General features: G+C 58.6%; 9 protein-coding genes and 1 pseudogene. 7 read left to right on the top strand and 3 right to left on the bottom strand.

The genetic code is table 11. The features are described from left to right. Window positions 1-97 (top strand): transposase domain-containing protein (locus tag FIV38_RS29495; RefSeq protein WP_146492580.1); only part of this gene is annotated, 97 nt, incomplete at its 5' end. Window positions 98-245: 148 nt separating this feature from the next. Here FIV38_RS29495 and FIV38_RS29505 read toward each other — a convergent pair. Beyond that, window positions 246-1,043: pseudogene (locus FIV38_RS29505) on the bottom strand (Tn3 family transposase); the annotation flags it as partial. A 124-nt stretch (window positions 1,044-1,167) separates the two neighbouring features. Here FIV38_RS29505 and FIV38_RS29510 point away from each other — a divergent pair. The 6 genes from FIV38_RS29510 (at window position 1,168) to FIV38_RS29535 (ending at window position 9,538) form a co-directional block, all read left to right on the top strand. Further along, on the top strand, window positions 1,168-2,439 hold the full coding sequence (locus FIV38_RS29510) for an IS4-like element ISPa1635 family transposase (RefSeq protein ID WP_139273611.1): 1,272 nt from the start codon (window positions 1,168-1,170) through the stop codon (window positions 2,437-2,439). A 375-nt stretch (window positions 2,440-2,814) separates the two neighbouring features. Next, window positions 2,815-3,210, top strand: coding sequence for a GtrA family protein (locus FIV38_RS29515; protein ID WP_082758871.1), 396 nt, complete (start codon window positions 2,815-2,817; stop codon window positions 3,208-3,210). Window positions 3,211-3,226: 16 nt separating this feature from the next. Further along, window positions 3,227-4,177, top strand: a complete 951-nt coding sequence (locus FIV38_RS29520) for a glycosyltransferase family 2 protein (protein WP_019334893.1) — start codon at window positions 3,227-3,229, stop codon at window positions 4,175-4,177. Next, entirely contained in the window at window positions 4,177-5,592 is a 1,416-nt protein-coding gene (locus FIV38_RS29525) for an ArnT family glycosyltransferase (RefSeq protein WP_019334892.1), read from the top strand. The genes FIV38_RS29520 and FIV38_RS29525 overlap by 1 nt, the downstream gene beginning before the upstream one ends. 270 nt (window positions 5,593-5,862) lie before the next feature. Then, window positions 5,863-6,489 (top strand): LysE family translocator, encoded by a 627-nt coding sequence (locus FIV38_RS29530; RefSeq protein WP_019334890.1) that lies wholly within the window; start codon window positions 5,863-5,865, stop codon window positions 6,487-6,489. Window positions 6,490-6,568: 79 nt separating this feature from the next. Then, window positions 6,569-9,538, top strand: coding sequence for a Tn3 family transposase (locus FIV38_RS29535; protein ID WP_092239361.1), 2,970 nt, complete (start codon window positions 6,569-6,571; stop codon window positions 9,536-9,538). Between the two features lie 89 nt (window positions 9,539-9,627). Here FIV38_RS29535 and FIV38_RS29540 read toward each other — a convergent pair whose 3' ends face one another. Both FIV38_RS29540 and FIV38_RS29545 read right to left on the bottom strand, forming a co-directional pair. Beyond that, window positions 9,628-10,575 carry a tyrosine-type recombinase/integrase gene (locus FIV38_RS29540; RefSeq protein WP_092238411.1) on the bottom strand — a complete coding sequence of 316 codons (948 nt, stop codon included), beginning with the start codon at window positions 10,573-10,575 and terminating at the stop codon, window positions 9,628-9,630. Then, window positions 10,575-11,099, bottom strand: coding sequence for a hypothetical protein (locus FIV38_RS29545; protein ID WP_092238408.1), 525 nt, complete (start codon window positions 11,097-11,099; stop codon window positions 10,575-10,577). Before FIV38_RS29545 ends, FIV38_RS29540 begins: the two co-directional genes overlap by 1 nt. Window positions 11,100-11,230: the final 131 nt, after the last annotated feature.

The raw sequence follows: 11,230 nt of genomic DNA on the forward strand, positions 1-11,230 counted from the left end.
TCCGTATGCCTACTTGAAGGACGTCCTCACGCGTCTGCCGACGCAGCGGGCGAGTGAAATTGAGGAGTTGCTGCCGCATAGGTGGCAGCCGGTTTAGTTACGCAAGGGGTGATGCCCGGACGCATACAGCCGGTCCACCAAGTTAAGTAATTGAGAGATGTCGTAGCTCGCGCGCAGAGAATCGAGTGCCTTGGCATCGACGTCCCCATAGGGTGTCACTCGAAACGAAGCCGGCGGGATGTGCATTAGTTCGCCTCCTCAACTTTGCTATTGGGCATTTGTTTCGCACGCATTGAGCCCGCCGCCTGCTGGAAAATGGAATCCTTGATCCAGGGTTCCGGTGGGCGCTTGAGGCTGAGATTGAATTCTCCAAAGCGTTTGACGTTGCTGGTCAGGTAGGGGCTAAGAAACGATACATCGTCATCGGTAAACTGCCAGCCGTCACGGGCGAGCTTCTGCAGGATGCGCATCATGTCGACGGTGTTCTGCAAGATCACGGAGGAAGCAATCATATCGTTGTAACGCAAGCGTTTCTGTTGTTCATCTGGATCGTTCTCGGCGATCACATCGCCGCCAAAGGATAGCCACTTAGAGAAACCGTTGTAGGACTCGATTTTGTTGATATTGGCGGTTACTTCTTGGCGCAACTCACGGCTGCCAATCCATTTGAGCAGGAAAATTGTCCGGATTACACATCCCAGCTCCTGCGCTGCATGGTAGAGCTTGTTGCGACGACTGTAAGAGCCGAGTTTGCGCAGCAGCATTGGCGAGGATATTTTGCCGGCCTGAATCGACAGCGCCACCTGCATCAGATCCTGCCAATGTGTCTCTATCTGGCTCCAGTTGACCGTATCAGTGAAGAAGCTGTTGATGTGCATGTACTTGGCCGAACGATCAGGCCGATACATGACCAGGTTGCGCCAGTTGCGGATGCGAGGCATTAGATTGATGCCCAGCAAATGGGTGAATGCAAACACTGTTGCGGACTGGCCTTGAGTGTCAGAATAAACCGTATCAACTTCAACGCTATGATCCGCTTTCAGCCAATGTCATCAACTTTGGAAATTATCCATAAATATCATATAATTAGCGCTCAAATCAGTGCATGGGAGAAGCCCTTTTGACTACCTATACCGCATCGCTTGACACCGCCAGCCAAGCCCTGGTTTGAAAATTGTACAAAAAATAACCAGTCCGCTCGATTGTCCCGCCTTCATCGCCGCCCACCGCCAGAATCCTCAAGACTTTACCCGCCGACGCCAGCTCACCTTCAAGAACCTCGTCCTGTTCCTGCTCAATCAGCCGCGCACGGCCCTGCAAACCGAACTCGATCAGTTCTATCGCGTACTCAATCAGGCGTCGACTGAGACGCAAATGGTCACTGCGCAGGCCTTCTGCAAAGCGCGCAAAAAGCTCAACCCCGAGGTATTTGAAAGTCTCAATCACCTCCTGCAGCAACAAATTGACTGCTTCGGGCTGCGTCAGAAGTGGCGTGGGCTGAGGGTGCTCGCGGTGGATGGCTCGACCGTGCATTTACCCCTGGAGTCGACCATGGCGACCTTCTTTGGCAGTCACTCTGGCTTTCCCATGGCTCGCTTGTCCACACTCTACGAAGTCGCTGACGGTCAAACCCTGCATAGCCTGATCGTGCCCCTGACCGTCGGCGAGCGCGACTGTGCCCATCTGCACCTTGAGCACCTGCCGGCTGACAGCCTGACGCTGTTTGACCGTGGTTACCCTGGGCACTGGTTATTCGCGCTGTTCGCGCAGCAACAGCGGCACTTTCTGATGCGCCTGCCCTGTGGCTATAACGCCCAGGTCAAAGCGTTTCTATACTCTGGCCAAGTTGAAGACACACAGCTTTTCGTGGCCAACCATCCTGAAGCACGTCTGTTCTGCTCCGAGGCTGGCGTTGATCCTGCCAGCCAGATCGAGCTGAGACTGATCCGGGTCGAGTTGGCCAACGGCGAAAGCGAGGTATTGCTGACCTCGTTGCTGGATCGAGAAGCCTTTCCCGCTGAGGTGTTTGCCGAGCTTTACCACCGCCGCAGGGGCATCGAAACCGACTTCCGTCGCCTCAAACAAACCCTGACGCTGGACAACTTCAGCGGCCGCAGCGTGACTGCTGTAAAGCAGGACTTTCATGCCGCTCAACTGTTGAAGAACCTGGCGCTGTTGATGCAGCACCTGCTACAGCCGGTCATCGAACAGCGCCACAAAGGTCGCAAGCTGCGATGGAAAGTCAACTTCACCCAAGGCGTGTCACGGCTCAAAAATACCCTGGTCGAGCTGCTGGTGCGGCACTGTGCTCAGGGGCTGAGCAATGTGCTGGCCTTGATGGCTAAAAGCCTCAGTGCCGTACGCTCAGGCCGTAGCTTTGCGCGCCAACGCAAACGCGCAGCCAGCCGAGGTTGTGAGGGCTACAAACCGACGCGCTGAAGAAACACCACCGCCCAACCTCCGTGCAAAAAAAAGCTGGCCACAAGCGGTCGGCATAGGCTCGTCCGGAGAACGAGAAATCTCGCCTAGACAGCCGGAACAGACGATGATCACATCACCGCCAGCCCAGTTAGACCGCCTGATTGAGCGGCAGAGGCCTGGTCATCGCCCGACGGCCATGGCGGCTGGCTGCTTCGGGGGGCTTGCCTTGGGCAGGGCTGCAGCTTAGGTTGATGACATTGCCCTAACAACTACCCAACACCAAAATTACACTTTGGTAATATCGACGCTCTTAAACATTTTTTTCACACGCCGGCTCCCATGAGTAGTTAAAGTCAACACCATACAGCCTCTTGAACACATGCAGTTCTCTCAATGATATCGCCACCCTCTACAACCTTGCCTTACTATCTGATCGTTGGAATATTTGCCACTGGCGCTCATTACATAACACTTTTGTTATTGTCTCTGGTTCTGCCCGCACTCATTGCGACGTTACTGGGAGCAATAGTCGGGACTGTTGTTAGTTATCAGGGCAACAAGCGCTGGACGTTTACAAAGGCTCGCCCATCCGACACTTATCAATGGCTGCGCTTCAGCATCACGGCCTTGGTCTACAACGGTACAAACCTGGCCCTGATGGCGTTCCTGCTGGAGCACTGGCCCCAGCGCCTATGGCTGATGCAGGTGATCACCACCTGTGCCCTGACGTTGATCACTTACCAAATCAACCAGTACTGGAGCTTTCGCCATGAATCGATCAAGAGCTGAGCGCTCCCCACGTCCGATGCTCAGTGTGATTGTCTGTTGTTATAACGAAGCCAAGGTACTGCCTTTTTTTCATAAGCGGCTAATGGCTGTACTTAAGACACTCAGCATTCGCTACGAAGTAGTGTATGTCAACGACGGCAGCCGCGATGAAACACTGGCGCTACTGGATGGTTATTGCCAGACGCCTGGCGTTCGTTGTTTGAACCTGAGCCGTAACTTTGGCAAGGAAGCCGCCATGGTCGCCGGTATTGATTATGCGGTCGGGGATGCGTTGTTATTTATTGATGCCGACTTGCAAGACCCGCCCGAACTTATTCCACTCATGGTTCATCATTGGTTGACCGGTAGCGATATCGTCAATATGCAGCGCCGCAGTCGCCTGTCTGATACCTCAAGCAAACGTATCAGTGCCCACCTCTATTACAAACTGATGAACTTTTTGGCCGACAAGTTTGATGTTCCCGCAGACGTCAGCGACTTCCGCCTGATTGGCCCGGCGCCCCTGGCAGCGCTGCGCGGTATGCCGGAACGGACGCGTTTCATGAAGGGCCTGATCAGTTGGCTGGGGTTCAATACCATCGAGTTGCCCTATGACCGTGAGCCGCGTAGCGCCGGTCTCAGCAAATGGGGGCCGCTGGCGCTGATCGACCTCGGTATCGAAGGCGTATTGGCGCTGTCGCGCAAGCCGTTGCGCTGGTTCAGCCTGCTCAGCCTGATGATTTTCATCGCCACCATGGTGCTCATCATCCAGCAGATGAGCGTAAACACCGCCAATGCCCATCACGTGATCATGGGCATTGCTGCGTTCATTACCGTGGGCATAGCAATGATCGGCGAATACCTCGGGGCAACGTTGAGCGAAGTCAGGCAGCGTCCCATCTATCTACTCGACAACCTGCTCGGCGAAGCCCCTGAACGGCCGGAGCACCCCTGCCCGATACACCCTCGCGAACAAGAAAACCACTGATGATAACGACCCGTACGCTATGGCTGGTATTGATCGCCATTTTGGCCCTGCGCCTGGCAAGCCTGGGGCTGTACCCGCTGATGGACACCTCGGAAGCCCGCTACGCGGAAATGGCCCGCAAGATGCTGGTACTCGGCAACTGGGTAACCCCGCTGTTCGAGCTGGACGTACCTTTTTGGGGCAAGCCGCCACTGTCGTTCTGGACCCAGGCGCTGGGCATGAAGTTGCTGGGTATCAATGAATTCGCCATTCGCTTTCCGGCGTGGCTGCTGCATGTCGCCAGTTGCCTGATCATCATCCGGTTTGCCCGTGAGCAGGCCGATGAAAAAACGGCGGTATTGGCGGCAATTATCTTTTCCAGCTCAACCCTCGGCCTGTTGTCAGCAGGTGTGGTGTTGACCGACCCGGCATTGAGTTTCTCGGTACTGCTGGCCAGCTATGGCTTCTGGTGCGGCATGACACGGGGCGACCGCCGTTGGGCACTGGCAGGATTTGCCGGCCTGGGCCTCGGGTTGCTGGCAAAGGGGCCGTTGGTGCTGGTGCTGGTGGGGGCTCCAGCTGTGATCTGGACGCTTTACTACCGACAATGGCGTGCCTTTTTGCACTTGCCCTGGCTGCTGGGCCTTGCGTTGATGCTGGTGATTGCCGTGCCTTGGTACGTGATTGCTGAACAGCGCACGCCGGGGTTTCTCGATTACTTCCTGATCGGCGAGCACTGGAAGCGTTATGTGGTCAGCAAATGGGCCGGAGACTTGTACGGCAGCGCCCATGCCCGGCCCACGGGCGCCATCTGGATGGACCTGATGCTCGCGCTTTTTCCCTGGACGCTGCTGTTGCCAGCGGTGTACTTCGCCCTGCGCCGCTCGGCCCTGTCGGGTCGCTACTATGGTTTTATCGCCCTGTGGGCCCTGGCTACGCCGGTATTTTTCACGTTCTCCGGCAATATCCTGTGGACTTACCTGCTGCCATCGCTGCCGGCCTGGAGCCTGCTGCTGGCTGGCGCACTCAAGGCTGTGCCCTGGCAAACCGGCAAAACCATCATTGGGTTGATCCTCGCGCTGCTGCTGCCGGTATGGCTGCTGATCGCTGCCATCGACGGCCGCGCCTTTGACCGGCCGAATAACCAACGTGAGCTCGCCAGGGCCTGGCAGCAGTTGCAGGCAGAGCGTCCCGGAACCCTCTTTTACTGGGGCCGGCGCTCGTACTCGGGGGAGTTCTATACGCAGGGGCAGGCACGCCGGGTCGAGGACTTGGCTACCTTGCCCGTTGACCGCAGCTTTTACATCGCCCGTCGGGTACGTGACCTCAAGCGAGGCATCCAGGGCTTGCAGCCGTTCAATTGTGTCGAGCAACTGCGTGCCAGCCAAAGCGTGTTATTCAGGTGCGAACCACTGAAAGCACCCACTGACCTGTAGGAGCCGGCTTGCCGGCAACGCCCTGGCGACCAGCATCAACAGCGTTGCGTTACGGCTACCAGACCATCTCCTGGCTGCCCCTTTGCCCCGATACATCATCAAGCTGGGGGCGCTTTCCGGGCTGGGAATCGACCATGCACTGATGCTGGGCCTGCAAGTGAAGACCGCGTTCTAAAGCGCTAGCGCATAGGCATCTGGATTAATCTTGATCTTGGACCTCCAGTTGGAACACGATGGCTGCCTTGAACCGTTGACGAAAGGAATCTCGTTATGTTCCCTCTGGACATCTGGCTGACCTATACCGCCGCCTGCCTGTTGCTGGTGCTTTCCCCCGGGCCGGACAACCTGCTGGCCATCGCCAGGGGCCTGAGCCAGGGGCGCATGGCGGCGGCCATTTCGGGGGTTGCGTCGGGCACCGGGATTCTGTTTCACGTAGCCACCGCCTCGTTGGGCCTGACCCTATTGATGCAGACATCCGCCGTGGCCTTCTGGGTCGTAAAAGTGATCGGCGCCAGCTACCTGGTGTGGCTGGGTATCAAGGTCTTGCGTTCGCGCAGCCTGATCAACTTCAAACCGGCGGCACGGCAATCGCTCAAAAGCATCTTCCTCACCGGCTTCCTGTCTGCGGCGCTTAACCCTAAGCCGGGACTGTTTGTGCTTGCGTTCATTCCACAGTTCGTCAACCCATCATTGGGCTCGGTCACTGTGCAGATGCTGGTCTACGGCACCTGGTTCGCCGCGTTGACCGCCCTGGGCTTTGCGCTCATGGGAATTTTTGCAACGCGCCTGTCGACCTGGCTGCAGCGCAAGCCAAAAGTTGTCAACGGCCTGAATGTCGGCGCCGGACTGACCTTCGTCGCGTCCGGGCTTTCGGTAGCAGCACTCAGCCAAAAATAACCCATGATTGCTCATGGGTTATTAGTTGCAGGCCTTACGCTCGGATCAGGTGATCAAAAGCACTCAGGGAAGCCTTGTCATGCCACGCCGTTCTATCCTGTCCATTGCCGAGCGTGACAGCCTGCTGGCATTGCCAGATACCAAGGAAGAACTGATTCGTCAGTACACGTTTAGCGACACCGACCTGTCCATCATTCGGCAGCGGCGCGGCCCGGCCAACCGCCTGGGCTTCGCCGTGCAGCTCTGCTACCTGCGCTTTCCCGGTGTCATCCTTGGCGTCGATGAGCCGCCGTTTCCGCCTTTGCTGAAACTGGTCGCTGACCAGCTCAAGGTTGGCGTCGAACGCTGGGGCGAGTATGGCCAGCGGGAACAGACCCGGCGCGAGCACCTGGTCGAACTGCAAACGGTGTTCGGCTTCCAGCCCTTCACGATGAGCCACTACCGGCAGGCCGTCCAGTGGCTGACCGAGCTGGCCATGCAAACCGACAAGGGCGTCGTGCTGGCCAGCGCCTTGGTCGATCATCTGCGGCGGCAGTCGGTCATTCTGCCTGCCATCAACGCCGTCGAACGAGCGACCGCCGAAGCGATTACCCGCGCCAACCGGCGCATCTACGATGCCCTGGCCGAACCGCTATCGGACGCGCATCGCCGCCGCCTCGACGATCTGCTCAAGCGCCGGGACAACGGCAAAACGACCTGGCTGGCCTGGCTGCGCCAGTCGCCCGTCAAACCGAACTCGCGGCACATGCTGGAACACATCGAACGCCTCAAGGCGTGGCAGGCGCTCGACCTGCCTTCCGGCATCGAGCGGTCGGTTCACCAGAACCGGCTGCTCAAGATTGCCCGCGAGGGCGGCCAGATGACGCCCGCCGACCTGGCCAAGTTCGAGGCGCCGCGCCGCTACGCGACCCTGGTCGCGCTTGCCATCGAGGGTATGGCCACCGTCACCGACGAAATCATTGACCTGCACGACCGCATCCTGGGCAAGCTGTTCAACGCCGCCAAGAACAAGCATCAGCAGCAGTTCCAGGCGTCCGGCAAGGCGATCAACGCCAAGGTGCGGCTGTTCGGCCGCATCGGCCAGGCGCTGATCGAGGCCAAGCAAGCTGGCCGCGATCCGTTCGCTGCCATCGAGGCCGTCATGTCCTGGGATGCCTTTGCCGAGAGCGTCACCGAGGCGCAGAAACTCGCACAGCCCGAGGATTTCGATTTCCTGCACCGCATCGGCGAGAGCTACGCCACGCTGCGCCGCTACGCGCCGGAATTCCTCGACGTGCTCAAGCTGCGGGCCGCGCCCGCCGCCAAGGACGTGCTCGACGCCATCGAGGTACTGCGCGGCATGAACAGCGACAATGCCCGCAAGGTGCCTGCGGACGCGCCGACCGACTTCATCAAGCCGCGCTGGCAGAAACTGGTCATGACCGACACCGGCATTGACCGGCGTTACTACGAACTGTGTGCCCTGTCGGAGATGAAGAACGCGCTGCGTTCCGGCGACATTTGGGTACAAGGCTCGCGCCAGTTCAAGGACTTCGAGGACTATTTGGTGCCGCCCGCGAAATTCGCCAGCCTCAAGCAGGCCAGCGAATTGCCGCTGGCCGTGGCCACCGATTGCGACCAGTACCTGCATGACCGGCTGACGCTGCTGGAAACGCAGCTCGCCACCGTCAACCGCATGGCGCTGGCCAACGAGCTGCCGGACGCCATCATCACGGAGTCGGGCCTGAAGATCACGCCGCTCGATGCGGCGGTGCCCGACACCGCGCAGGCGCTGATCGACCAGACAGCAATGATCCTGCCGCACGTCAAGATCACCGAACTGCTGCTGGAGGTAGACGAATGGACAGGCTTCACCCGGCACTTCGCGCACCTGAAATCGGGCGACCTGGCCAAGGACAAGAACCTGCTGCTGACCACGATCCTGGCCGACGCGATCAACCTGGGCCTGACCAAGATGGCGGAGTCCTGCCCCGGAACGACCTACGCCAAGCTCGCCTGGGTCCAAGCCTGGCATACCCGCGACGAAACCTATTCGACGGCGCTGGCCGAACTGGTCAACGCGCAGTTCCGGCATCCCTTCGCCGAGCACTGGGGCGACGGCACCACGTCATCGTCGGACGGCCAGAATTTCCGAACCGGCAGCAAGGCCGAGAGCACTGGCCACATCAACCCGAAATACGGCAGCAGTCCTGGGCGGACTTTCTACACCCACATCTCCGACCAGTACGCGCCATTCCACACCAAAGTGGTCAATGTCGGCGTGCGCGACTCGACCTATGTGCTCGACGGCTTGCTGTACCACGAGTCCGACCTGCGCATCGAGGAGCACTACACCGATACGGCAGGATTCACCGATCATGTATTTGGCCTGATGCACCTGCTGGGCTTCCGCTTTGCGCCGCGCATCCGCGACCTGGGCGACACCAAGCTGTTCATCCCCAAGGGCGACACTGTCTACGACGCGCTCAAGCCGATGATTAGCAGCGACAGACTGAACATCAAGGCTATTCGCGCCCATTGGGATGAAATTCTACGGCTGGCCACGTCGATCAAGCAGGGCACCGTGACGGCTTCGCTGATGCTGCGCAAGCTCGGCAGCTATCCGCGCCAGAACGGCCTGGCCGTGGCCCTGCGCGAGCTGGGGCGTATCGAGCGCACGCTGTTCATCCTGGATTGGTTGCAAAGCGTGGAGCTGCGCCGTCGCGTGCACGCTGGGCTGAACAAGGGCGAAGCCCGCAACGCGCTGGCCCGCGCCGTGTTCTTCAACCGGCTGGGCGAAATCCGCGACCGCAGCTTCGAGCAGCAGCGCTACCGGGCCAGTGGCCTCAACCTGGTGACGGCAGCCATCGTGCTGTGGAACACGGTTTATCTGGAACGGGCCGCGAATGCCCTGCGTGGACACGGCAAGCCCGTTGATGACTCTCTATTGCAGTATCTGTCGCCGCTGGGTTGGGAGCACATCAACCTGACTGGCGATTACCTCTGGCGCAGCAACGCCAAGATCGGCGCGGGCAAGTTCAGGCCGCTACGGCCGCTGCAGCCAGCTTAACGTGCTTTATTTTCCGTTTTCTAAGACGACCCCAATCTGTTCCGTGAACGTGCGAACGCGGCGTTTGATGATGCCCTGGATAATCCGCGTCAATATTTGACCTTGTAGGTCGGCGAATCCTCCGGCCGTTGGCCACGCCGATCGTATAGCCGCGTCGTGCTGATATTGGAATGTCCCAGCCAGGTCTGGACCTTCGCGATATCAGCCTCGTGCTCCAAGGCATTGGTTGCTGCAGTAGCTCGCAGCCCATGCACACCAAGGCCAACCACCGCAATGCCGGCCGTTTTGGCCCAAAACCCGATGATCGAATAGATACCGTTGGCCAGCAAACGCGCCCCTGGCGTCCGCCCGCGAACGGAGCGAAACAATGGGCCCGTGGTCCGCTCCCCATCCGCTTCCAGGTACTGGTGGATCCGCTCTGCAGCCACTGGATGGAGTGGCAGGTAGCGTACCTTGCGACCTTTGCCATGCACCTTCAAATGACGAACGCCGCGGCGTTCCTGCAGGTCATCGACATCCAACATAGCTGCCTCCTCACGACGCAAGCCGTGGTACAGGAGAACCGCCAGCAGGGCTCGATCGCGAAGCCCCTTCACGGTGTCCAGATCTGGAGCATCAAGCAGTGCCTTGGCCTGGTCGTCGCCCAGCGCCGGCGTCTTCCCTTCATTGCTCTCATTTGGAGGCCGCTTGACGCCATGGACGGGATTACCACCCGCCACAGCGTTACTGTCCAGCAGGTGATCAAATAGGCTGGTCAACGCCGCAAGCTTTCGCCGGATGGTTGCGGCAGACAACACTCTGCGCTCGAGGTCAGCTCGCCAAGCTAAAACATGGGCGCGTTGAACCTCTCTGAACTGGTCCGGATGGACAATGCCGACGAAAGCGGTGAAATCGCCGATATCGATGCTGTAGGCACGGCGGGTCTGCGGATTATCAATGTTGGCCAACCACTCGGTAGCAGCTGGCACCTCAGATAGAGCCAGGTACTGCGCTTCAGTGAGTTTGCCAGGCTGCTTGGTTACCAGAATGTCTTTCATCAACGCATCCGCCGTCGTCTATTAGGCGTGCTGGTATCTACAGGATCGACAGGCTTCGCGTTCAGTAATCGCTCCCACCGTTGAGTTTCCGCATCCATCTCATCTTCACCACGGATTTCAGCGGCAATGGAGCCACCCGACTTTGCCAAGGCGGATTTTGCCTTCGACCAAAAGCCTAGTGCAGATCCCCAGATATGAACCGGCACGATCGGAACCCGGTGCTGTTCATGAAGCACTTTTAAAGTGGCCAGGCCATGACCATTTGCGCGGTGCTGATCGTCCACATCAATCTTGTGAACGTACACGCGGTCGAGGATCGGGTTCAAACCGTATTCGATGCTACCCACGCGCGTAGCGCCGGCGTAAATGCCGGCGTAAATGGTCGGAGACGGATAGCCAAATTGGAGCGGGTGCGAACTTTCCCGTTCAGTCACTAACTGAACGGGTTGTTCGAGCTTGGTCGATTTTGGGGATTTACGGCGCGTGTGTTCGAAAAAATCACGCAGAGGGTCAAACCAGTCCACAGAATGTTGGCGCTGATTTAAAACTGACCCACCCTGCCGATTGAAAATTGACCCAGGACGGATTGCTGATTTTTGCCCCAGCAATTGTGGATAAGCTTAGCAGCAGTGTTCCGATTCAAGACCATCAAGCC

Source organism: Pseudomonas proteolytica, from assembly GCF_007858275.1.
GTDB lineage: Bacteria > Pseudomonadota > Gammaproteobacteria > Pseudomonadales > Pseudomonadaceae > Aquipseudomonas > Aquipseudomonas proteolytica.

What these genes read in the sequence shown, in the direction of transcription:
- FIV38_RS29520 (WP_019334893.1), top strand. Translation starts at nt 3,227, where the DNA reads ATGCTCAGTGTGATTGTCTGTTGTTATAACGAAGCCAAGGTACTGCCT.
- FIV38_RS29515 (WP_082758871.1), top strand. Translation starts at nt 2,815, where the DNA reads ATGATATCGCCACCCTCTACAACCTTGCCTTACTATCTGATCGTTGGA.
- FIV38_RS29535 (WP_092239361.1), top strand. Translation starts at nt 6,569, where the DNA reads ATGCCACGCCGTTCTATCCTGTCCATTGCCGAGCGTGACAGCCTGCTG.
- FIV38_RS29530 (WP_019334890.1), top strand. Translation starts at nt 5,863, where the DNA reads ATGTTCCCTCTGGACATCTGGCTGACCTATACCGCCGCCTGCCTGTTG.
- FIV38_RS29525 (WP_019334892.1), top strand. Translation starts at nt 4,177, where the DNA reads ATGATAACGACCCGTACGCTATGGCTGGTATTGATCGCCATTTTGGCC.
- FIV38_RS29540 (WP_092238411.1), bottom strand. Translation starts at nt 10,575, where the DNA reads ATGAAAGACATTCTGGTAACCAAGCAGCCTGGCAAACTCACTGAAGCG.